General features: G+C 67.3%; 20 protein-coding genes and 1 tRNA gene. 9 read left to right on the top strand and 12 right to left on the bottom strand.

From position 1 onward, the window contains the following. Positions 1 to 417: 417 nt before the first annotated feature. Positions 418 to 1,308 (bottom strand): N-formylglutamate amidohydrolase, encoded by an 891-nt coding sequence (locus ACQY46_RS01060; RefSeq protein WP_428698473.1) that lies wholly within the window; start codon positions 1,306 to 1,308, stop codon positions 418 to 420. A gap of 264 nt (positions 1,309 to 1,572) precedes the next feature. Between ACQY46_RS01060 and cpdR the strand changes: the two genes are divergently transcribed. The 5 genes from cpdR (at position 1,573) to ACQY46_RS01035 (ending at position 4,639) form a co-directional block, all read left to right on the top strand. Next, positions 1,573 to 1,932 (top strand): cell cycle two-component system response regulator CpdR, encoded by a 360-nt coding sequence (cpdR, locus tag ACQY46_RS01055; protein ID WP_067218617.1) that lies wholly within the window; start codon positions 1,573 to 1,575, stop codon positions 1,930 to 1,932. A 206-nt stretch (positions 1,933 to 2,138) separates the two neighbouring features. Further along, positions 2,139 to 2,213 (top strand) — tRNA-Val (locus ACQY46_RS01050). Between the two features lie 252 nt (positions 2,214 to 2,465). Next, positions 2,466 to 2,591: a type B 50S ribosomal protein L36 gene (gene ykgO, locus ACQY46_RS01045; protein ID WP_029059454.1), complete on the top strand. Its 126-nt coding sequence runs from the start codon at positions 2,466 to 2,468 to the stop codon at positions 2,589 to 2,591. Positions 2,592 to 2,704: 113 nt separating this feature from the next. Continuing rightward, entirely contained in the window at positions 2,705 to 3,397 is a 693-nt protein-coding gene (locus tag ACQY46_RS01040; RefSeq protein WP_428698472.1) for a tetratricopeptide repeat protein, read from the top strand. Positions 3,398 to 3,595: 198 nt separating this feature from the next. Beyond that, entirely contained in the window at positions 3,596 to 4,639 is a 1,044-nt protein-coding gene (locus ACQY46_RS01035; RefSeq protein ID WP_428698471.1) for an alpha/beta fold hydrolase, read from the top strand. Between the two features lie 44 nt (positions 4,640 to 4,683). Here the strand turns inward: ACQY46_RS01035 and pyk are convergent, their stop codons facing one another. The 4 genes from pyk to ACQY46_RS01015 all read right to left on the bottom strand — a co-directional run bounded on the left by pyk (position 4,684) and on the right by ACQY46_RS01015 (position 8,976). Continuing rightward, positions 4,684 to 6,120 carry a pyruvate kinase gene (gene pyk, locus ACQY46_RS01030; protein WP_428698470.1) on the bottom strand — a complete coding sequence of 479 codons (1,437 nt, stop codon included), beginning with the start codon at positions 6,118 to 6,120 and terminating at the stop codon, positions 4,684 to 4,686. Next, a complete protein-coding gene (locus tag ACQY46_RS01025; protein WP_428700381.1) occupies positions 6,117 to 6,515 on the bottom strand; it encodes a DUF1036 domain-containing protein in 399 nt (132 codons plus the stop codon). The genes pyk and ACQY46_RS01025 overlap by 4 nt, the downstream gene beginning before the upstream one ends. Positions 6,516 to 6,644: 129 nt before the next feature. Further along, positions 6,645 to 7,961: a glycerate kinase type-2 family protein gene (locus ACQY46_RS01020; protein WP_428698469.1), complete on the bottom strand. Its 1,317-nt coding sequence runs from the start codon at positions 7,959 to 7,961 to the stop codon at positions 6,645 to 6,647. Positions 7,962 to 7,977: 16 nt separating this feature from the next. Further along, positions 7,978 to 8,976, bottom strand: coding sequence for a DMT family transporter (locus tag ACQY46_RS01015; protein WP_428698468.1), 999 nt, complete (start codon positions 8,974 to 8,976; stop codon positions 7,978 to 7,980). A 232-nt stretch (positions 8,977 to 9,208) separates the two neighbouring features. Here ACQY46_RS01015 and ACQY46_RS01010 point away from each other — a divergent pair, with 232 nt between their 5' ends. The 3 genes from ACQY46_RS01010 (at position 9,209) to ACQY46_RS01000 (ending at position 10,844) form a co-directional block, all read left to right on the top strand. After that, positions 9,209 to 10,048, top strand: a complete 840-nt coding sequence (locus tag ACQY46_RS01010; protein WP_428698467.1) for an N-formylglutamate amidohydrolase — start codon at positions 9,209 to 9,211, stop codon at positions 10,046 to 10,048. 59 nt (positions 10,049 to 10,107) lie between these two features. Then, positions 10,108 to 10,413 carry a DUF1244 domain-containing protein gene (locus ACQY46_RS01005; RefSeq protein ID WP_428698466.1) on the top strand — a complete coding sequence of 102 codons (306 nt, stop codon included), beginning with the start codon at positions 10,108 to 10,110 and terminating at the stop codon, positions 10,411 to 10,413. A gap of 167 nt (positions 10,414 to 10,580) precedes the next feature. After that, the gene (locus tag ACQY46_RS01000; protein ID WP_428698465.1) at positions 10,581 to 10,844 is read left to right on the top strand and encodes a DUF2312 domain-containing protein; all 264 of its coding nucleotides are present in this window, start codon (positions 10,581 to 10,583) and stop codon (positions 10,842 to 10,844) included. Positions 10,845 to 11,437: 593 nt separating this feature from the next. Here the strand turns inward: ACQY46_RS01000 and ACQY46_RS00995 are convergent. The 7 genes from ACQY46_RS00995 to ACQY46_RS00965 all read right to left on the bottom strand — a co-directional run bounded on the left by ACQY46_RS00995 (position 11,438) and on the right by ACQY46_RS00965 (position 19,235). After that, positions 11,438 to 12,835, bottom strand: coding sequence for an NAD(P)(+) transhydrogenase (Re/Si-specific) subunit beta (locus tag ACQY46_RS00995; protein WP_428698464.1), 1,398 nt, complete (start codon positions 12,833 to 12,835; stop codon positions 11,438 to 11,440). A gap of 12 nt (positions 12,836 to 12,847) precedes the next feature. After that, complete coding sequence (locus tag ACQY46_RS00990) at positions 12,848 to 13,324, bottom strand: NAD(P) transhydrogenase subunit alpha (protein ID WP_306027933.1); 477 nt, start codon at positions 13,322 to 13,324, stop codon at positions 12,848 to 12,850. Between the two features lie 10 nt (positions 13,325 to 13,334). Beyond that, positions 13,335 to 14,474, bottom strand: coding sequence for a Re/Si-specific NAD(P)(+) transhydrogenase subunit alpha (locus ACQY46_RS00985; RefSeq protein ID WP_428698463.1), 1,140 nt, complete (start codon positions 14,472 to 14,474; stop codon positions 13,335 to 13,337). 49 nt (positions 14,475 to 14,523) lie between these two features. Further along, positions 14,524 to 14,808 carry an aa3-type cytochrome c oxidase subunit IV gene (locus tag ACQY46_RS00980; protein WP_428698462.1) on the bottom strand — a complete coding sequence of 95 codons (285 nt, stop codon included), beginning with the start codon at positions 14,806 to 14,808 and terminating at the stop codon, positions 14,524 to 14,526. Positions 14,809 to 14,913: 105 nt separating this feature from the next. Beyond that, entirely contained in the window at positions 14,914 to 16,302 is a 1,389-nt protein-coding gene (locus ACQY46_RS00975) for an ABC1 kinase family protein (protein WP_428698461.1), read from the bottom strand. Positions 16,303 to 16,416: 114 nt separating this feature from the next. Next, positions 16,417 to 17,400 (bottom strand): heme-dependent oxidative N-demethylase family protein, encoded by a 984-nt coding sequence (locus tag ACQY46_RS00970; protein WP_428698460.1) that lies wholly within the window; start codon positions 17,398 to 17,400, stop codon positions 16,417 to 16,419. Further along, a complete protein-coding gene (locus ACQY46_RS00965; protein ID WP_428698459.1) occupies positions 17,397 to 19,235 on the bottom strand; it encodes a M3 family oligoendopeptidase in 1,839 nt (612 codons plus the stop codon). Before ACQY46_RS00965 ends, ACQY46_RS00970 begins: the two co-directional genes overlap by 4 nt. A 203-nt stretch (positions 19,236 to 19,438) precedes the next feature. Between ACQY46_RS00965 and ACQY46_RS00960 the strand changes: the two genes are divergently transcribed. Next, positions 19,439 to 21,109 (top strand): sigma 54-interacting transcriptional regulator, encoded by a 1,671-nt coding sequence (locus ACQY46_RS00960; protein ID WP_428698458.1) that lies wholly within the window; start codon positions 19,439 to 19,441, stop codon positions 21,107 to 21,109. The last annotated feature ends 25 nt before the right edge of the window (positions 21,110 to 21,134 follow it).

Here is a 21,134-nt window from a genome sequence, read left to right as displayed (position 1 = left end):
GGGGCTCGGTCATGCCGTGTCGTGGCGGGCTTGGCAAGAGTGCGGATGTGGCGCGAAAAGCGGCAACTGCCTGATTGAACCTCTTTTAAGCAGCGCGACACGGCGAAGTCGAGCGGAAATCCGCCTGTCGTTAATTTTATCAAGGAGATTTAGTAAAGTCTATCTATCTGAAATATCTAACTTTTAAAAAATATCGCGGCTGTTTCTTCCGCGAGAATCGAATTTCGATATTGACTTTGGTGCGCCGCGATGGAAAATTGTTGCAGTGCGATATGGCTTGCCAGATCGCGCCGCCCTCCTTGGGCGTTTCCTCCCTAGACTCGGGCCGCCTCGCAAGAGTGCGGCCCTTTTTTCTTGGGTTCTCCGCACTCCTGTTGGCGTCGTGCGGGGTGCCGGGAAATCCGTCCGGCGGCCCCGCTATTCGGCCGCGAGCGCGTCGGGGATCAGGCCGGCATCGGGCAGGGCGACCAGCGCCTCGTTGAAGCGGACAAGGTCGGCGGCGAAGGCGTCGAAGCCGGAATTCCGGTCGGTGCGCGCCTCGTCCATGTAGAGGCTGCGGTTGATCTCGACCTGCAGCGCGTGCAGTCCCTTGGCCGGGCGCCCGTAATGCTCGGTGATGAAGCCGCCGGCATAGGGCTTGTTGCGCGCAACGGTGTAGCCCATGTCGCGCAGGATTTCGGTTGCCCGGTCGACCAGGGCAAGCGCGCAGCTGGTGCCGTAGCGATCGCCCAGGATGAAATCGGGGCGCGGCCCGTTGTCGCTGCTGCGGATCGTCGAGGGCATCGAATGGCAGTCGACCAGCACCGCATAGCCGAAATTCACATGGGTTCTGGCAAGCAGCCGGCGCAGGGTGAGGTGATAGGGCTTGTAGATCGTCTCGATGCGGTCGAGCGCCTCGCGCACCGACATGCGCCCGCGATAGATTTCCTGGGCCTCGCCGACGACGCGAGCGATGGTGCCGAGGCCTCCGGCGACCCGGATCGACCGGCTGTTGGCATAGGCCGGCAGGCGGTCCTCGTACATTTTCGGGTCGAGTTCGTAGGGCTCGCGGTTGACGTCCAGATAGGCGCGCGGGAAGCAGGCCCGCAGGAGCGGCGCGCCAAGCCTGGTGACGCCGGAAAACAACTCGTCGACGAAGGCGTCCTCGGACCGGCGGATGGCGAGGCGGTCGAGGCGCGAGGCGTTCAGGAACGCTTCGGGATAGTGCCGGCCCGAATGGGGCGAATTGAACACGAAGGGAACGTGTTGCTCGGCGGGATGCAGGACTTCGAAGGCTTCCATGTCCTCGAACCCGCTGACGACCTGCATGATCCGCCTTCTCCGAATGTCCCGAATGTCGTGCGCTTGCGCGAATTCCCTATTAGTCCCCGAATCGCGGTTAATGTCCACATGCCCGGTGGGTAACGCGGGGCGCCTGCGGGCCGGCCGTCGCTTTCACTGGATGTTTACCGCCTTTCGGCCTTATAACCGTCGAAGGGAATGTGCCAAAACGGGATATGGCAAGCATCGCCGGGCAGGCGTGACCGGGCACAGCACACGGGACGCCGCCCAGGGCGGGATGGACAAGACGAAATGACACGAATCCTACTTGCGGAAGACGACAATGACATGCGCCGGTTTCTTGCCAAGGCGCTGCAGAAGGCCGGTTACGATGTCGTTTCCTTCGACAACGGCAAGAGTGCCTACGAGCGGCTGCGCGAAGAGCCGTTCTCGTTGCTCCTGACGGATATCGTGATGCCGGAAATGGACGGGATCGAACTGGCGCGCCGCGCCACGCAGCTCGATCCGGACCTCAAGGTGATGTTCATCACCGGGTTCGCCGCCGTCGCGCTGAACCCGGATTCGCAGGCTCCCAAGGACGCCAAGGTGCTGTCGAAGCCGTTCCACCTGAAGGACCTGGTCCTGGAAGTGGAGCGCATGCTCGCCGCCTGACGGGCGCAGGGCCGGTTGCCGGAGGCTTTCGCTGCCGCGGGGGGATGTTTTCCACCGCTTGTGCGGTTCTTCCGGGATCGGGCAAAGAAGTTTCAGAACAGGGCTTGCACCGCCTTTCGAAGCCCGCTATATCGCTTGCCACCATGCCAGACAGATGGCGTTGGTGCCGGACTTAGCGGCGGATCACCGCCGGTTTTTCAAGGTTCGGGCGTGTAGCTCAGCGGGAGAGCACTACGTTGACATCGTAGGGGTCACAGGTTCAATCCCTGTCACGCCCACCATTCTTGCCGTTTGTTCCGGGCGTTCCGGGCAGGCGGAAAAGCCCAGCGAGGGCCGCCACCGCACCGGTGGCGATGTTGCGGGGAACGGGAGCGCGGCCTTGAGGCCGGCGCGCCGGGACACGAAACAGGAACCCGCCGGGCGACACGAAAGCGGCATGAGCCGTTTTTCGAGGTTGAAACGGCGGGCGCCTCGCGCCAGCGCAACATGCAGGATGCCGCCGCCAACGTGGCACCGTTGACGGAGACGAGACAATGAAGATCAAGAACTCTCTGAAGGCGCTGATGGGCCGTCACCGCGACAACCGCATGGTTCGCCGCAAGGGCCGCGTCTACATCATCAACAAGAAGGCTCCGCGCTTCAAGGCCCGCCAGGGCTGATGAAGACCGGCCGAGCGCGCGCTTGTCGCGCCGGTGCCGGAAGACGCCTTTTTGATTTCCGATCCCATTGACGATCGCATCCGGTGAGCCATACTCACCGGATGCGTTTTCTATTGTCTGCCGCCCCGACTGTCGTCCTGGCTGTTGCCCTGACCGTCGCTTTCGCCGCCGCCATTGGCGGCAACGCGCCCGCCGCCGCGCAAGGTGCGCCCGACGTCCTGCCGCCGGAAGCGCTGCCGCCGTCGGTCGACGATCTCGACACGCCGACGACGGAGCTCGAGGCGCCCACCGGTCCGGCGCCGGCCATCACCGAGGAGCAGGAGGGGACGAGCGAGCTCGATGCCCTGTTCGCGGATCTTGCCGGGGTCACCAGCGAGGACCAGGCAAAGCCGATCGTCTCCCGCATCCAGCGCATCTGGTCGACCTCGGGCAGCGCCACCGTCGATCTGCTGATGTCGCGCGCCGCCAGCGCGATGAAGGGCAAGAACCTGCCGCTGGCGCTCGATCTTCTCGATGTGGTGGTGCGGCTTGCGCCCGACTACGCGGAAGGCTGGAACCGCCGGGCGACGGTCAATTACCTGCGCGAGGATTTCGGCCGGGCGATGGTGGATATCGAACGTGTCCTGGCAATCGAGCCGAGGCACTGGGGGGCGATGTCGGGGCTCGGCATCATCCTGCGCCGCATCGGGCGCGACGACGAGGCGCTTGCCACCTTCCGCCAGGTGCTGAAGATACATCCGATCAGCGAGAACGCGCGTAAAGCGGTCGACGACCTGGCGGCGAAAGAGGCCGGGTCTCCGATCTGACGGCGGCGCTTGCGGCTGAAAGCCGGCATCCGCCGGGCGATCGCCTGAAACACGACCGAGCCTGAAACACGACCGCGCCTGAAAATCGACTGAGCCTGAAAACCGACCGCGCGTGAAACCTGGCCGTGCCCGACATCGGGTCGCCTTGCAAGGCGAGCGGCGCGGGGAGAGCCACCGGGGACCGTCATTCCGACCCGCATGATCACAGTGACACTCGCCATCCTGCTCGTCCCGCTGCTGCTACTCGCGGCGCTGGCGCTGATCGCCCTGCGCAACGGCGAGGCGGCGGAGGCCCGCTACCCGCCGAACGGGACCTTCACGCGCGTCGAGGGCGTGCGCCTGCACCATGTCGAGCGGGCACCGCCGTCAGGGGGCAGGGAGGCCCCGACACTGGTCTTCGTGCACGGGGCGAGCGGCAACCTGCGCGACACCCGGCTTGCCTTCGAGGAGGCGCTTGCGGGCCGCTACAGGCTGATCTTCGTCGACCGGCCCGGGCACGGCCATTCCGAGCGCGGTCCCGCCGACGCGCATCGTCCCGCCGTGCAGGCGCGGCTGATCGGCGGTCTGCTCGACGCCATCGGGGTCAGGCGGGCGATTGCCGTGGGGCATTCCTGGGGCGGGGCGGTGGTGGCGCAACTGGGCCTGCTGCGGCCCGACCTCGTCGAGGGGCTGGTGTTCATCGCGCCTGCGACCCATCCGTGGCCGGGCGGCGTCGACTGGTATTACGACGCGGCCGCGGCGCCGGTGCTCGGACCGCTGTTCTCCCACACGCTGGCGCCGGTGGTGGCCGGGCAGGTGGCGCCGCGGGCGATCGGCAGCGTCTTTGCGCCCGAGGCCGCGCCGGACGGTTACGCGGATGCGATCGGGCTCGACCTGCTGCTGCGGCCGGCGACGTTCCACGCCAATGCGCGCGACGTGGCGCTGCTGAAGGGCGAGGTCGCCGCGGCGGTTTCGGACTATCCGCGCATCGCCCAGCCGGCGGTGGTGATCACCGGCGACAAGGACACGGTGGTCTATCCGGACATCCATTCGGCCGGGCTGGTGCGCGATCTTCCCGGGGCGCGGCTGGTGACGCTGGCGGGAGCCGGCCACATGCCGCATCACACGCGCAAGGCACGGGTCGTTGCCGAGATCGAGGCGCTGGCGTCGCAGGTGTGGGGACAGGACGCGGCACGGGACGCCGGAGAAGAAAGCGCCGGCGTCGGCACAAGGGAGGCCGAAACGGCGAAAGGCAGGCCCTGAGGCCTGCCTTTCCTGCAAGTCAGCCGGTCATCGCGCGGAGCGCGTCAGAGACCGCCGCGACCGTCGCTGCCGACAAAGGCGATGCGCAGCATGTTGGTCGAGCCGGGCGTGCCGAAGGGAACGCCGGCGGTGGTGATGATGCGCTGCCCGGGGCGGGCCAGCTCCTCCTGGAAGGAAATCTGGCAGGCGCGGTCCACCATGTCGTTCTCGTCGCGGGCATCGTCGGAGACGACGCAATGCAGGCCCCAGGCGAGCGACAGGCGGCGGGCGGTGGCGAGCACCGGCGAAATCACGATCACCGGCACGGAGGGACGCTCGCGCGCGGCACGCAGGCCCGTGGCGCCGGAGGTCGTGTAGCAGACCACGGCGGCCAGGTTCAGCGTCTCGGCGATCTGCCGCGCGGCGGCGGCGATCGCGTCGGCGCCGGTCGGCTCCGGGTCCTGGCGCTGGGCGTGGATGATGCCCCGGTAGTTGGGGTCGCGTTCCACCTGGCGTGCGATCCGGTCCATCGTGGCGACCGCCTCGACCGGGAACTGGCCGGCGGCCGATTCGGCCGACAGCATGACCGCATCGGCGCCCTCGAAGACGGCGGTGGCGACGTCGGAGACCTCGGCGCGGGTCGGGACCGGCGCGGTGATCATCGATTCCAGCATCTGGGTGGCGACGACGACAGGCTTGCCGGCGCGGCGGCAGGCACGCACGATCTGCTTCTGCAGGCCGGGAACCTGCTCCAGCGGCATCTCGACGCCGAGATCGCCGCGCGCCACCATCAGCGCGTCGGACAGGTCGATGATCTCGGAGAGCCGCTCGATCGCCTGGGGCTTCTCGATCTTGGCGAGAATGCCGGCCTTGCCGCGGGTGATCTTGCGCACCTCGGCCAGATCGTCGGGGCGCTGGATGAAGGACAGCGCGATCCAGTCGACATTGGCCTCGAGCGCCGCGTCGAGGTCCTTGCGATCCTTCGGCGTCAGGGCGCCGACGGGGATCTCGGTGTCGGGAACGCTGACGCCCTTGCGGTTCGACAGCTTGCCACCGACCTCGACGATCGTTTCGGCGCTGGTCTTCGTGCAGCTGGTGACGCGCAGGCGGATCTTGCCGTCGTCGAGCAGCAGCCGGTGATCGGGCTCAAGCGCCTCGAGGATCTCGCGATGCGGCAGGTGCACGCGCTCCGTGCTGCCCGGTGCCGTGTCGCTGTCGAGCGTGAAGCTGGCGCCGTTCTCGAGCATGACCGCATCATCGGCGAAGGTGCCGACGCGCAGCTTGGGGCCCTGGAGATCGGCGAGAATGCCGATCGGCCGGCCGACCTTTGCCTCGACACCGCGAATCGTCTCCACCAGCGCGTGGAGGCGCGGGTGGTCGGTGTGGCTCATGTTGATGCGGAAAACGTCGGCGCCGGCGGTGTAAAGCTTTTCGATCGTTTGCGGATCCGAGGAGGATGGCCCGAGTGTGGCCAGAATCTTGACCCGCCTGTCACGCTTCATTGTCCGCCAGTCCCCCCTTGAACGGGCTCTGTCAGCTGGACGGTCCAGCTGCTCTGCTCGCCCGTGTCGATCTCGAAAAATCCGGTGCGCTCGAAACCGCGCGCGACGCAGTCGTCGATGCCCGAAATGGTGAATTCCTTTTCGCGGGTGCACATGAAGGCGCGACCGCCCCATTCCCCGAACTGATCGTAATCCACCGCATAGATGTAATAGAAACGTGACACCAGCGAGCCGGCGACGAGCGTTTCGCACGAATTCGCCGGAAGGTTCCACCAGCCCTCGGTCACCCAGGACGAATCCTCGCGATATCCGATCGCGACGCCCACCTGGCTTTCCGTCTTGTTGCACAGGCGCAGTTCAGCCTGCGCCGGGCTTGCCGTGAACAGGCCGAGCATGAGTGTTGCAAGCGCTGCGACGCCGCCTGGCGTAAAACCCCATCGGACCATGCGTGTCGCCGTGGTGCGCCGTTGCCTTTCGGCTTTTTTCATCATTCGATTACTCGTGCCACGACCATGCGCGTCATCTTATGGCCGACAGCCTTCCGGCTTGTCAATGATGACGGCTCTGAAGTCATTGACGTTGGTATAGGTGGGCCCCGGTCTCAGCAGGTCGCCGAGGTGGTCGAAAAAGCCCGTGCTGTCGTTTCTCGCCAGAAATGCGGCGGCATCATGACCCGCCGCCCGGGCACGCGCCAGCGTCCCGGGATCGACGAAGGCACCTGCGGGATCGTCGGCCGCGCCGGACCCGCCGTCGGTGCCGTCCGTGTCGCCAGCGAGTGCAGCGATTCCGGGCGCGCCGTCAAGCGCGATGGCCAGCGCCAGGGCATATTCCTGGTTGGGGCCGCCGCGCCCGTCGCCGCCGATCGTGACGGTGAGTTCGCCGCCCGACAGGAGCACCGCGCGGCGACCCTCGCTCGCAAGTTGCCGCGCCCGCCGTGCGTGATTCGCGGCGACGTCGCGCGCCTCGCCCTCGAGACTGTCGCCAAGCAGCACCGGCTCAAAGCCGCGTGCCCGGGCGATCGCGCTTGCCGCCTCCAGCGACAGGGCCGGCCGCGCGACGATTTCGAACCGGGTTCCCTCGAAAAGCGCGTCGCCGGGCTTCGGCGTCTCGTTGGCGGGGTCGGCAAGTGCCGCGTGGATCGCCGCCGGGGCGTCGGCGGCGTAGCGGGCGACGAGGGCGCGGGCATCGGCAAGGGTCGTAGGGTCCGGCAGGGTCGGGCCGGAAGCGATGGCGACCGCATCGTCACGCGGCACGTCGGAGACGGCGAGCGTGGTCATGGCGACAGCGGCGGGCCGTGCGGCGGCGAGCCTGCCGCCCTTGATCCGCGACAGGTGGCGGCGCACCGTGTTGATCTCGTCGATGGTGGCGCCCGAGCGCAGCAGAGCACGGGTCACCGCCTGCTTGTCGGCGAGCGAGACGCCCTCGACCGGAGCGATCCAGTTGGCCGAGCCGCCGCCGGACAGAAGCACGACGACATGGTCGCGCGGCTCGGCGCCGGCGACGAGATCGAGGGTGCGCCGGGTGGCATCGATGCCGGCCTGGTCGGGCACCGGATGGCCTGCCTCGACGACTTCGATCATCCGGGTCGGGCGGGCATAGCCGTGCCGGGTGACGCACAGACCGCGCAACCGGTCCGGACCGAGGCCGTGGCGATCCATGTAGACGCGTTCGGCGACCTCGATCATCGCGCCGCCCGCCTTGCCGGCGGCCAGCAGCAGGATGCGGCCGCCGTCGACAGGCGCGGGCAGGCGGGGCGGCAGGCAGGTTTCCGCGCGCGCCGCGTCGACGGCCGCCGTGAACATGTCTGCCAGGGTGCCCCGCAGGGCAGCGGCGTCGGTCATCGCGGTTCCTTCCGTGTCAGGTGTCGTCGCCGGCTTCGGGCGCCGGGCTGTTCTCGATCGTGCCGCCCCTGGCCGGATTGCTCCGGGTCGGGCTGCTCACCGCGACCCCGGCATTGGAGCGGGGGCGGGCGATGTAGATGCCGGCGAGGATCACCGCGCCGCCGGCTCCTTGCGCGAGGCTGACGTTCTCGCCGAGGAAAAGATAGCCCATGGTGGCCGCCGCCACCGCCTCCAGGAAGATGACGAGGGCGGAAAAACCTGCCGACAGCGTGCCGAGCGCGTAGGCAAGCAGCCCCTGGCCGGCGGCATGGCTGAAGACGCCGAGCGCCACCAGCATGGCGATGCCTTTCAGCGAGGAGGGGAAGAGCGTCTCTTCCAGTATCAGCGCCGCGACAAGCAGGACAGCCGCCGTTACCAGCGAACTGCGGTAGACGAGCAGGCCCGGGGTCATGCCGGCGACGCCCCGGCGGGCGAAGCGCATGGCGATGAAGTAGCTGCCGAAGAAGAGCGAGGTGACGAGGCCGTAGAAATCGCCGTCGAGCCGTTCGGGCGCAAGCGCGAAACTGCTGCCGACCAGCATGGTCGCGCCGGACAGGCACACGGCAAGGCCGAGCGCCATGGCGCGGGTGACCGGCTCCTTGAGCAGCGCGCCGGAGGCGAGCATCACCCAGAACGGGGCAAGGGTGGCGAGCAGTGTGGCGTTGGCCGCCGTGGTGTTCATGATCGCCAGGTGCCAGAAGAAGAGATCGCCGGCAAAGAGCACGCCGGCAGCGAGCGTCGCCCGGTTCCAGCGGGGCGGCGCGACATCGCGGCCGCGCTCCAGCCGGGCCCACACGGCAAGGACCGGCAGCGCCAGCGCGGCGCGCCAGAAGGCGCTGGCGAAGGGGCCGACATCGGCATGGCGGACGAAGACGGGCGAGATGCCCATGGCGATCGCGCCGGCGATCAGCGCGACGAGGGCAACCAGCATGCGCCGGTCCGGCGTGGCGGCAAGGGGAGGCGTGGCGGTGGTCATGCGGAGAGCGTCTTTCAGGGTATGCGAAACCCGGCTGCCCGCGTCCGGGCCGCCTGGAAGTCAGGCAGACTAAGGTCAGGCCGGGACGGTGTCTCTTTCAAATGCCTGATAGATGATATCTCCGCAGACGATCAATATGCGGTTGAAAGGCGCTCGCGGATGTGGTGCACAGACGGGCTGCGCCGCGACGTCGCTCGCCCGCTTCCGTCATGCCTCACCTGCCGGTATCCAGATGACCGAGACCAGCCCGACCCCGCCCCTGCCGTTTGCGCCGCCGCCTGCCTCGCCTTCGCCCGACACGACGCCGTTCGAACGGTTCGCCGGCGACCGGTCGAAGGGGCTGCTGCTGTTGTGCGACCACGCCAGCAATGCGCTGCCGGCCCGCTACGGCTCGCTCGGCCTTCCCGACAGCGAGTTCCGTCGTCACATCGCCTATGACATCGGCGTGCGGGAGCTGACCCTGATGCTGGCGCAGGCTTTCGGCGTGCCGGCCCTGATGACGACCTATTCGCGGCTCTTGATCGACCCGAACCGGGGCGAGGACGACCCGACCCTGGTGATGCGGCTTTCCGATGGTGCCGTGGTGCCGGGCAACGCGGACCATGACGCGGCCGAGCGGGCGCACCGGCTGGCGACCTATCACAGGCCTTACCACGATGCGATCACGGACGAGATCGACGCGGCGATAGCCGATGGCCATCCGCCCGCCATACTGTCGATCCACAGCTACACGGCAGTGTGGCGCGGGGTGCCGCGGCCCTGGCACGCGGGCGTGCTGTGGGACAGCGATCCGCGTTTCGCCCTGCCCCTGCTGGCCGGCCTGATGGACGATCCGGATCTGGTCGTCGGCGACAACGAGCCCTATGACGGGGCCTTGAAGAATGATTGCATGTACCGGCATGGTACGGCGCGCGGCCTGGCCCACGCGCTGCTGGAGGTGCGGCAGGACCTGATCGCGGACCCGGCCGGGGTGACGGCCTGGGCGGAGCGGCTGGTTCCGTTGCTGGCGCGCATCCTGGCGAACGGCGAGGGACTGAACGAGATCCGCCACCATGGATCGCGCTGCGAGTGAGACGGATACGACGGACCGGAACAGGCGCATTGCCGCCGGCCGAGACGAGGAGAGACGACATGGCCGAACTGGACGAGGCAACCCGGACGGAACTGGAGGCGGCGGCATTTCGCCGGCTGGTCTCGCATCTGCGCAACCGCACGGACGTGCAGAACATCGACATGATGAACCTGGCCGGCTTCTGCCGGAACTGCCTGTCGAACTGGTACAAGGACGCGGCCGACGCGCGCGGCCTCGATCTCGACAAGGAAGCGGCGCGCGAGATCGTCTACGGCATGCCCTATGCCCAGTGGAAGGCCGCCCACCAGAGCGAGGCGAGCCCGGCGCAGACGGCCGCCTTCGAGAAGGCGAAGCCGCACGAGTGAGCCGCAAGGCGGCCGGTGCCTGTGAATGATGTTCTTTTTTCGTTCACAGCGCTTGCAAGCCGGCGCGTTTCCGCGCAAGGAAAACACCGACCAGATCTGCGGCGCGCCTTGCGCGTGTCGCGATACCCCCCCACCCCGTCCTGACCCCAGTTGAGGAGAACACGATAATGTCCGATCCAGGCGGCGTCGCCGGCGATCAGCTGCGCGCTTTCGTCGAGCGCATCGAGCGGCTCGAGGAAGAGAAGAAGGTCATTTCCGACGACATCAAGGATGTCTACGCGGAGGCCAAGGGCACCGGGTTCGACGTGAAGATCCTGCGCAAGATCATCTCGTTGCGCAAGAAGCAGCCGCATGAGCGCGAGGAGGAGGACGCGATCCTCGACCTGTACATGCATGCGCTGGGCATGGCCGGGCCTGCCAACGACGCCTGAGCGACGTCGATCACCACCACGGAAACGAAAAACGGCGCGCCCTCGGGTGCGCCGTTCTTGTTTGCGGCAGGCGGGGTTCGCCGGGATGTGTAGTTAACAAGATATGAACGTGTCTTTCATTTGAGGTTCAATCGGAAGCTGTTTTTGTGGCCCCGCTGAAGGCTCCTCACGATTGAGGATCGCTAGCAGGGAGAACCACGATGAACACAGTTTCCCGCAGAGGCGCCCTGGGCGTTGTGCTGGCCGGCGCACTGATCGCCGGCGCTGTTGGCTCGGGTTATGTCTCGATTGCCTCCGCCGACATCACCACGCGAACTCACTACAGATGCTACAATCATACCCTCCGTGTTTCGCCGGGGGGGTGGGTGAGCCACTATCAGACGGCCGTGAACAATTGCAATGCGCACCGCCGGGGCTACCCGAATCACCGTCTTGAGGTTCAGTCCCAAACGTACTGAGAGACGACGCACGGACATGGCTCTTTTCAAGTCGTTTCCTGGTATGCAGAATATAAAAGGCCGCGCGCCGATCCAACGGCGCGCGGCCTTTTCGTTGTTCTGATCAATTTTCTGTCCGCAAAACGTTGACTGCGGTCAGATCGCCTTGACGATGCCCTCGGTCATCTTCTTGGCATCGCCGAACAGCATCATCGTCTTGTCGAGGAAGAACAGCTCGTTCTGGATGCCGGCATAGCCGGAGCCCATGCCGCGCTTGACGAAGAGGACGGTGCCGGCCTTGTCGACGTCGAGGATCGGCATGCCGTAGATCGGCGATTGCGGATCGTCACGGGCGGCCGGGTTGGTGACGTCGTTGGCGCCGATGACGTAGACGACGTCGGCCTGGGCGAACTCCGAGTTGATGTCCTCCAGCTCGAACACCTCGTCATAGGGCACCTGGGCCTCGGCGAGGAGCACGTTCATGTGGCCCGGCATGCGGCCGGCGACCGGATGGATGGCGTATTTGACCTCGACGCCTTCCTCCTTGAGCACGTCGGCAAGCTCGCGCAGCGCGTGCTGCGCCTGCGCCACCGCCATGCCGTAGCCCGGCACGATGATGACCTTGCTGGCGTTCTTCATGATGAAGGCGGCATCCTCGGCCGAACCCTGCTTGACCGGACGCTCCTCCGCGCCGCCGCCGCCGACCGCCGCGGTCTCGCCGCCGAAGCCGCCGAGAATGACGGAGATGAAGGACCGGTTCATGCCCTTGCACATGATGTAGGACAGGATCGCGCCCGACGAGCCGACCAGCGCGCCGACGACGATCAGCGCCATGTTGCCCAGCGTGAAGCCGATGCCGGCCGCCGCCCAGCCCGAATAGGAGTTGAGCATCGACACGACGACGGGCATGTCGGCACCGCCGATCGGGATGATGATCAGGCCGCCGAAGACGAGCGACAGGATGACGATCATCCAGAAGACCGTGTGGCTTTCCGTCGCGACGAAGACGGCGATCAGCAGCACGATCAGGGCGGCGAGGCCGCCATTGATGACGTGGCGCATGGGCAGCATGATCGGCGCGCCGGACATGCGTCCGTCGAGCTTGGCGAAGGCGATGACCGAGCCGGTGAAGGTGATCGCGCCGATGGCGACGCCGAGCGACATCTCCACCAGGCTGGCGCCGTGGATCTGCCCGACCTCGCCGAGACCGAAGGCCTGCGGCGCGTAGAGCGCGCCGGCGGCGACCATCACCGCCGCCATGCCGACCAGCGAGTGGAAGGCGGCGACGAGCTGCGGCATCGCCGTCATCGGCACGCGTTTCGCGGTGACGGCGCCGATGCCGCCGCCGATCGCGAGGCCGCCGACGATCATCAGCAGGCCGCTGCCGCCGGGGGCGGCGACCAGCAGCGTCGTGACGATGGCGATGCCCATGCCGGTCATGCCGTAGAAATTGCCCTGGCGCGAGGTCTCCGGGCTGGAAAGCCCGCGCAGCGCCAGGATGAAGAGAACGGCCGAAACCATGTAGAGGACGGCCGTGACATTGGCGGAAAGCATGTGTCCGGCCTCCTATTTCTGCTTTTTCTTGTACATGGCGAGCATGCGCTGGGTGACGAGGAAGCCGCCAAAGATATTGACGCTCGCCATGACCAGGGCAAGGAAGCCGAAGCCGCGCGCGTAGCCCGCGCCCTCCGCCGCAAGATCCGCGCCGACGGCGAGAAGCGCGCCGACGACGATGACGCTCGAGATGGCGTTGGTGACCGACATCAGCGGCGTGTGCAGGGCCGGCGTCACCGACCAGACCACGTAGTAGCCGACGAAGATCGCCAGCACGAAGATGGCGAACTGGAAGACGAAGGGATCGATCGCCCCGCCGGTGGCGGCGGAAGCCGCGTGGGCGAGGCTGTCGCCCATGCCGCCGGCCAGCTGGTCGGCATAGCCCTGGGCGGCATCGGCCGCCGCCTGGGCCGTGTCGGCCGCGTCACGGGCCGCTTCCGCGGCCGCGCGGGCGCGTTCGAGCGTTTCGGTTGCGTTGAGTTCCGACATCGCGTCCCCCTTATCCGGCTGCCGGCGCGAAGGCCGGATGCACCACCTGGCCGTCACGGGTCAGAACGGTCGCCTTGACCAGTTCGTCCTCCCAGTTGACGGCGATGGCCTTGGCGTCCTTGTCGACCAGGGTCTCGGCGAAGGCGAAGAGGTTCTTCGCGTAGAGCGCCGAGGCCGAGGCGGCGATGCGCCCGGGCATGTTGAGGTGGCCGACGATGCGCACGTCGCCGATCCTGGCGATCTTGCCGGGCTCGGCGCCCTCGACATTGCCGCCGCGCTCCACCGCCAGGTCGACGATGACGGCGCCCGGCTTCATGGCGGCCACCATCTCCTTGCTGATCAGCTTCGGCGCGGGGCGTCCGGGGATCAGCGCGGTGGTGATGACGATGTCCTGCTTGGCAAGATGGGCAGCGACCAGCTCGGCCTGCTTCTTCTTGTACTCGTCGGACATTTCCTTGGCGTAGCCACCGGCGGTCTCGGCCTGCTTGAACTCGTCGTCCTCGACGGCGATGAACTTGGCGCCGAGCGATTCGACCTGTTCCTTGGCGGCCGGACGCACGTCGGTGGCGCTGACCACGGCGCCGAGGCGGCGTGCGGTGGCGATCGCCTGCAGGCCGGCGACGCCGGCGCCCATGACGAAGACGCGGGCGGCGGGAACGGTGCCGGCGGCGGTCATCATCATCGGCATGGCGCGGTCATACTCGGCCGCACCGTCGATGACGGCCTGGTAGCCGGCGAGATTGGCCTGCGAGGACAAAACGTCCATCACCTGCGCACGGGTGATGCGCGGCATGAACTCCATGGCGAAGGCGGCGATGCCGGCCTCGCCCATGGCCCTGACCGCATCCTCGTGGCCGTGCGGATCCATGGTGGCGATGACGATCGCGCCCTTCTTGGTCAGGGCGAGCTCGGCCGTCGACGGGCGGCGCACCTTGAGCACCATGTCGGCGTCGGCAAGGGTCGCCTTGGTGCTGGCGGCGATCTTCGCGCCGGCGGCCTCGTATTCGGCATCGACGATGCGCGACAGGCTTCCCGCGCCCTTCTCGACCGTGACCTCGAAGCCGAGAGCGATGAACCGCTTCACGGTGTCGGGCGTCGCGGCGACGCGTGTTTCTCCTGCCTCGCTCTCGCGGGGCACTGCGAGTTTCATCGGTTGTCTCCTCCCAGGCTTGCAGTCGGTTGTCCGCGAAGGGGACAGGTCAGGCGGTGGTCAGGATCGCGAGGAGCCCGGTGATGCCGAAGACGACGGCCGAGGGGATCCAGCCCTTCTCGCCGGCGAACAGGCCGATGGCAGCCGCCACCATGGTCGCAATGAGGGCCACCCAGCCGAAGAACGTGCCGGCACCGCCGCCGAAGGCGAACAGGGCGAGGCAGAGCATGATGTTGATGACGGCAATGGTGCCGACCTTGGAGAAGTTGATGAAGCCGGCATAGGTGCGCTCGTGCTCGGCGTAGTCCATCGACGGAGCAGTCTGGTCTGCCATGTGTCCCCCTTGCGTGGTCTGACGGGATGTTTGGCCGTACTTATAGCAGAGACGTTCCCACGGGCAACGCGATGTTTTGCGCCGCAAACGCATGCGGGGAGAACGTTATTCCGCCGCCGGCCGCTCTCCGGCAAGACCGGCGAGGGCAAGGGCGGCCGACTGCCGCCCCGCCACCGCCGCGGTGTCGAAGTCCTCGATCTGCTCGTTGAACAGGCGGTAGAAATTGAGCTCCGCGCCCAGATGCAGGAAGACGGCGCCGAGGCCGATGGCGGCGCGGTCCATGAAGACGAACTCGCGCGGCACGGTGACGGGCCCCAGTTCCTTCAGCGCCTTGTGGACGCGGAACGCCTCCTTGCGCCCGTATTCGGCCGGCTTGACGCCGTCGGCGATGGAGCGGACGCGGTCGGAGAGCAGCGGCCCGTAGATGAAGCGCGCCCAGATGTTGAGGATCCCGATCAGCTCCTTCGTCAGCCCCTTGAAGCCCCAGCGCTCATAGGCGGAGACGATGCGCGCCTCGTCCTCCTCCAGAAGGCCGCGATAAAGGTCGACGACGCCCTGGACGAAGCCGGGCGGGAAGATGCGGATGCAGCCATAGTCGAGCAGGTTGATCCCCTGCGGCGCGCCGCCTTCCGAAAACACCGTGTAATTGCCCAGATGCGGGTCGCCGTGGATGATGCCGTAATGGCTGAAGGGATGCCACCAGGCGCGGAACATCACCTCGGCCAGCCGGTTGCGGTCCTCCAGTTCCCGGTCCTTGAAGGCCAGCATCGGCTCGCCCTCGAGCCAGCCCATGGTCAGCAGGCGTCCGGTCGACAGCTCGTCGTGGATCTCCGGCACGCGGATGCGCGGCTCGTTCCGGAAGATGTGCCGGTAGACGGCGGTCTGCGCGGCCTCGCGGACATAGTCGAGCTCCTCGCGCACCCGGTCGCCGATCTCGCGGGCGATCTCGCGTGTGTCGATGGCCGGGCTCATGCGGCGATGCAGCGAAAAGAGCAGGCCGAGCTGTTTCAGGTCGGCCTCCACGGCCGAGGCCATGTCGGGATATTGCAGCTTGCAGGCGAGCGCCGCGCCGTCCTTCGACACGGCCCTGTGCACCTGGCCGAGAGAGGCGGCAGCGGCCGGCTCCTTGTCGAAGCTGGCAAAGCGCGCCTGCCAGTCGCGGCCAAGCTCGGCCGACATGCGGCGCTTGACGAAGGCCCAGCCCATCGGCGGGGCGGCCGACTGGAGCTGCGCCAGTTCGGCCGCATACTCCGGCGGGATCGCGTCGGGGATGGTCGACAGGAGCTGCGCCACCTTCATCAGCGGACCCTTGAGCCCGCCAAGCGCGGCGGCCAGTTCCGCCGCCTGCCTGCCATTGTCGATCTCGTAGCCGAAGACGCGCGAGCCGGCGAGCTTTGCCGCCAGTCCGCTCATGTTTGCGCCGACGCGCGCATAGCGGCCGACGCGGGCGCTGAGGCGGTTCTTTTCGCTGTCGCGGCCAGGAGGCTTGCTCATCGTCTCTCCGAGATAGGGTTTTCGACGCGGGTGCCGCGCGACATCAGATATAGCGGAAGATATAGCGGGTCGGGGCGGCGGCGACAGCGGACCGGTTGTCGCTGGCGCAGGTTCTCAGTCGATGCCGCCCGTGATACCGCCCGTGAAGATTGCAAGCTGGGCCGCGATGGCGTCGCGTTCCGCCGTCAGTCCCTTGTAGGCGAGCTGTGCGCCGTCGAGCGCCAGCAACTGGCGGCGCAGGCCGGCGGCAAGTTCGGCGCCGCGCGGATGGCGGGCGAAGGCGGCGACCGGGTCATGGTGGATCTTGATCGTGAAGAGGATGTCGCCGCTTTCCGGCAGGCGCCGCAGGGTCTGGCGCTCGACCCGCACATGCAGTGCCTCGCGCGTGCCGTCGACGCGGCTGGTGTCGTTGCCGTCGGCGGAGATGCGCTTGGGATAAGGGTGGTGCAGGCCGGCGCCCGAATAGAGCGACCAGTTGAGCCGCCAGCTGGGGCGCTCGACCGCGAGATTGTCGAAGATGCGGGCGACCACCGGTCCCATGCGGCCGTCGTTGAAGCCGGGAACGCTTTCGTGGATCGCGTCCATCGGCTTGCCGAATTTCTCCGCGAGCGACCAGGAGGAGGGGAAGAAGAGGGCCGCGGCGGCAAGCCGGTAGCCGGTCTCGCCCTTGCGCATCAGGACGTGATCCTCCTGCACGAGGCGCGCGGCGAGCGCCAGCGGCACCTCGCAAGGCTCGTCGAGGTCGACGGTCCGTCCCGTCCCGGCGATGGCGATCTGGGTTCCGACGCGACTGTAGAGATCCGGAAAGCGAGCGGGCAGGTGGCCGGCGAGGAGGTCGAGCACCTCGCGCTGGGCATCGACCGTGCCCTCCTCGGCAAGCAGCACCGGGGCCTGTGCCGCGCCACCGAGCAGCCGGTCCTTTTCCGCCAGATGGGCGGCGAGCAGCGCGTCCGGCTCGATCCACTCGGCAGGGTCGAGCGGCATCAGTCCGACCGTGAAGGGGCGGGCCGATCCGTCATAGGGCGTGTGGGGGAAGGGCGGCGAGGCTGAATCGGCGTTATGCCCTGCGTCCACGTTTGCGCCCCGCGCCTTCGTCATGCGTCCAATGCCTCCAGTTCGTCGATGAAGCCGGAGATTACCGACAGGCCCTTCTGCCAGAAGGCGGGATCGGTCGCATCGAGGCCGAACGGGGCGAGCAGCTCCGAATGGTGCTTGGTGCCACCGGCGGAGAGCAGCGCGAAATACTTGTCCTGGAAGCCCGTTTCCGCGTCCTCGTAGACCGCATAGAGCGAGTTCACCAGGCAGTCGCCGAAGGCGTAGGCATAGACATAGAACGGCGAATGGATGAAGTGCGGGATGTAGGTCCAGTAGGTCTCGTAGCCTTCGCCGAGGCGGATCGCCGGCCCGAGGCTTTCGGCCTGCACCGACATCCACAATTCGCACAGCGCGTCGGCGGTCAGTTCGCCCTCACGGCGGGCCGCATGGACCTTGCGCTCGAAACTGTAGAAGGCGATCTGCCGGACGACGGTGTTGATCATGTCCTCGACCTTGCCGGCGAGCAGGATCTTGCGTTTCTCCGGCGTTTCGGCGCGCTCCAACAGGGCCTTGAAGGTCAGCATCTCGCCAAAGACGCTGGCGGTCTCGGCAAGGGTCAGGGGCGTCGGCGCCATCAGCGCGCCGTTGGGTGCGGCGAGCACCTGATGGACGCCGTGGCCGAGCTCGTGGGCAAGCGTCATCACGTCGCGGGTGCGGCCCTGATAGTTGAGCAGCACGTAAGGGTGGGCGCTGGGCACCGTCGGATGGGCGAAGGCGCCCGGCGCCTTGCCGGGGCGCGACGGTGCGTCGATCCAGTTCTTGTCGAAGAAGTCGCCGGCGATCTCGGCCATCTTCGGCGAGAAGCGGCCATAGGCGCCGAGCACCATCTCGCGGGCCTCGGTCCAGGGGATCGGGCGGGTATCGGCGGAGGGGAGCGGTGCGTTGCGGTCCCAGAAATCGAGCCCGTCGCGCCCGAACCAGCGCGCCTTCATGGCGTAATAGCGATGGGAGAGGGCGGGATAGGCGCCGCGCACGGCCTCGACCAGGGCGTCGACCACTTCGCGCTCGACCCGGTTGGCGAGATGCCGGCTGTCGGCGATGTCCTCGAAGCCGCGCCAGCGGTCGGAGATTTCCTTGTCCTTGGCGAGCGTGTTGGTGATCAGGGTGAAGACCGGCAGGTTGGCCTTGAACGTCTTCGCCAGCGCGGCGGCGGCGGTCTTGCGCTTTTCGCCATCGGCATCCTGGAGCCGGTTCAGGGTCGGCTCCAGCGGCATTTGAGTGCCTTCGACATCGAACCGGAGGCCGGCCATCGTCTCGTCGAACAGCCGGTTCCAGGCGGAGGCGCCGCTGACAGACTTTTCGTGGAAGAGCTGCTCGATACGGTCCTCGAGCTGGTGCGGCCGCATCTTGCGGATGTCGTCGAGCCAGGGCCGGTAGTGGCCGAGCGCGGGATCCTCAGCCGCCGCGTCGAGCACCGCGTCGTCGATGCGGTTGAGCTCGAGCGTGAAGAAGATCAGACGGGTGCTCGCCGTGGTCAGCTTCTCCTGGATGTCGCCATAGAATTTCTGCCGGACCGGGTCGGTCGTATCGCCGGCATAGAAGAGCCCGGCGAAAGAGGCGAGGCGGCCCATCAGGTCGTCGAGCGCTTCCATTTCGCGGATGGCGCCGGCGAGGCTTGCACCGGAGGTGCGCGCCATCTCCTCAAGCCGCCCCTTGTAGCGCTCGGCGAAGACCGCCGCCTCGCTCTCCGCCCTGGCGAGGTCGGCCTTCACCTCAGGACTGTCATGGGCGGGGTACAGATCGGCAAGGTTCCACTCCGGCAACGCGCCGAGCTCGTCCTTGCGGGCGGCCGCGTCGTCGGCGGCGCGGGCGGGCATCGAGGTGAGGGCGGCGGTCATGGGCTCTCCGGCGTTTGTGTGTGGGGATGGCACCGGCAGGCGGCGCGCGATCTTTCCCTCTGGATATTGTGGATCATGCGCCAAGAGCAACGGGCAAAACGGCGATTGCGCCGAATGCGGCGAGCAAATGTGGACGTTTTGTTTACCGCTCCCGGGCTACGGTGCCCCGAATTGAGACAGTTTTCCGAAAGGCGCGCGCACGCATGATCCCGACCAGCGGACGCATCCTCATTGCCGATGACGATCCCGTCCAGCGCCGCCTCGTCGAGGAGGCGGTGAAGCGGTTCGGCTACCGCGCCCGCAGCGTGGAGAACGGTGCGGAGGCGGTGGCGTTGCTGTCATCGCCGGAAGGCGCCGACATCGACCTTTTGATCCTCGACCTGGTGATGCCGGAACTCGACGGCATGGGGGTGATCACCCGGCTGCGGGAGATGAAGAAGGCGGTGCCGATCATCGTCCAGACGGCGCATGCCGGCATCGATGCGGCGGTCAACGCGATTCGCGCCGGGGCGCAGGATTTCGTCGTCAAGCCGGTGTCGCCGGAACGGCTGGAAGTCGCCATCCGCACCTTCATGAAGATGTCGGCGCTGGAAGGCGAGATCGCCCGTATCCACAAGCAGACGAGCGGTACCTTCACCTTCGACGATATCGTCACGCGTTCCGAGGCGATGGAGCGGGTGATCCGCGTCGGCCGGCGCGCCGCCACCTCGCATATCCCGGTGCTGATCGAGGGCGAATCGGGTGTCGGGAAGGAGCTGATCGCCCGGGCGATCCAGGGCACAAGCGAGCGCCGGAGCAAGCCGTTCGTCACGGTCAATTGCGGGGCGATCCCGGAACACCTGGTGGAATCGATCCTGTTCGGCCACGAGAAGGGTGCCTTCACCGGCGCGGTCGACAAGCATGTCGGCAAGTTCCAGGAAGCCCATGGCGGCACGCTGTTCCTCGACGAGGTCGGCGAATTGTCGCTCGACATCCAGGTCAAGCTCTTGCGTGCGCTGCAGGAGGGCGAGATCGACCCGATCGGGGCGCGGCGGCCGGTCAAGGTCGATTTCCGGCTGATCTCGGCGACCAACCGGCGGCTGGTGGACCTGGTCAAGGACGGCGCCTTCCGCGAGGACCTCTATTACCGGCTCAACGTCTTTCCGCTGTGGCTGCCGCCGTTGCGCGACCGGCGCGAGGACATTCCCGATCTCGTGCGGCACTTCCTGGCGCGCTTCGCCGCCGAGGAGGGGCGCTCGCATATCTCGGCGGTGGCGCCCGACGCGGTCGCGATGCTGCAGGCCTATGGCTGGCCGGGCAACATCCGCCAGCTGGAGAACGCCGTCTTCAGGGCCGTCGTCCTGTGCGAGGGCGATCATCTTGTCGCGGCGGACTTTCCCCAGGTGCAGGCAAGCGTGGGCGGCGGCGAGGGGCAGCCGGGCACCGCGCCCGCCCAGACCCGCCCGCCCGCATCCAAGCCGGCTGGCGGAGAGGTGGCGGGCGAAGCGCCCGCGAGCGAAGTGTCCGCCAACGAAATATCCGGCAGCGAAACGCCCACCAGCGAAATGCCTGGCAGCGGGCCTGACCGGGGAGCGGGGCCGCAGGCCGGGTCGCCCTCCGGCGCGGAAGATGCAAGGTCGCGGGACCTTGCCGGCCAGGGCTTTGCCGATGCCGGGCAGGGCGCTCCCTTCGGATACCTGCGGTGCCTCGACGATCACGGCCATATCCGTGCGCTCGACGAAGTGGAGGCCGACATGATCCGCTCGGCCATCGACCACTATGGCGGCCGGATGACCGAAGTCGCGCGCAGGTTGTCGATCGGGCGTTCGACCCTCTACCGCAAGTTGAAGGACTATGGCCTCGATGCAACACAGGACGCGGAGGCGGCCGAGTAGGCCGCCGATCCTGCCGACGTGACTT

It is taken from the genome of Stappia sp., from assembly GCF_965276915.1.
Lineage (GTDB): Bacteria > Pseudomonadota > Alphaproteobacteria > Rhizobiales > Stappiaceae > Stappia.
Note: the sequence above shows the minus strand (reverse complement) of the source record. Positions and strands in the feature narration are given on the sequence as shown.

Coding starts and splice junctions, on each gene's coding strand:
- ACQY46_RS01060 (WP_428698473.1), bottom strand. CDS start 1,308: ATGCAGGTCGTCAGCGGGTTCGAGGACATGGAAGCCTTCGAAGTCCTG.
- cpdR (WP_067218617.1), top strand. CDS start 1,573: ATGACACGAATCCTACTTGCGGAAGACGACAATGACATGCGCCGGTTT.
- ykgO (WP_029059454.1), top strand. CDS start 2,466: ATGAAGATCAAGAACTCTCTGAAGGCGCTGATGGGCCGTCACCGCGAC.
- ACQY46_RS01035 (WP_428698471.1), top strand. CDS start 3,596: ATGATCACAGTGACACTCGCCATCCTGCTCGTCCCGCTGCTGCTACTC.
- pyk (WP_428698470.1), bottom strand. CDS start 6,120: ATGAAGCGTGACAGGCGGGTCAAGATTCTGGCCACACTCGGGCCATCC.
- ACQY46_RS01025 (WP_428700381.1), bottom strand. CDS start 6,515: ATGCTCGGCCTGTTCACGGCAAGCCCGGCGCAGGCTGAACTGCGCCTG.
- ACQY46_RS01020 (WP_428698469.1), bottom strand. CDS start 7,961: ATGACCGACGCCGCTGCCCTGCGGGGCACCCTGGCAGACATGTTCACG.
- ACQY46_RS01015 (WP_428698468.1), bottom strand. CDS start 8,976: ATGACCACCGCCACGCCTCCCCTTGCCGCCACGCCGGACCGGCGCATG.
- ACQY46_RS01010 (WP_428698467.1), top strand. CDS start 9,209: ATGACCGAGACCAGCCCGACCCCGCCCCTGCCGTTTGCGCCGCCGCCT.
- ACQY46_RS01005 (WP_428698466.1), top strand. CDS start 10,108: ATGGCCGAACTGGACGAGGCAACCCGGACGGAACTGGAGGCGGCGGCA.
- ACQY46_RS01000 (WP_428698465.1), top strand. CDS start 10,581: ATGTCCGATCCAGGCGGCGTCGCCGGCGATCAGCTGCGCGCTTTCGTC.
- ACQY46_RS00995 (WP_428698464.1), bottom strand. CDS start 12,835: ATGCTTTCCGCCAATGTCACGGCCGTCCTCTACATGGTTTCGGCCGTT.
- ACQY46_RS00990 (WP_306027933.1), bottom strand. CDS start 13,324: ATGTCGGAACTCAACGCAACCGAAACGCTCGAACGCGCCCGCGCGGCC.
- ACQY46_RS00985 (WP_428698463.1), bottom strand. CDS start 14,474: ATGAAACTCGCAGTGCCCCGCGAGAGCGAGGCAGGAGAAACACGCGTC.
- ACQY46_RS00980 (WP_428698462.1), bottom strand. CDS start 14,808: ATGGCAGACCAGACTGCTCCGTCGATGGACTACGCCGAGCACGAGCGC.
- ACQY46_RS00975 (WP_428698461.1), bottom strand. CDS start 16,302: ATGAGCAAGCCTCCTGGCCGCGACAGCGAAAAGAACCGCCTCAGCGCC.
- ACQY46_RS00970 (WP_428698460.1), bottom strand. CDS start 17,400: ATGACGAAGGCGCGGGGCGCAAACGTGGACGCAGGGCATAACGCCGAT.
- ACQY46_RS00965 (WP_428698459.1), bottom strand. CDS start 19,235: ATGACCGCCGCCCTCACCTCGATGCCCGCCCGCGCCGCCGACGACGCG.
- ACQY46_RS00960 (WP_428698458.1), top strand. CDS start 19,439: ATGATCCCGACCAGCGGACGCATCCTCATTGCCGATGACGATCCCGTC.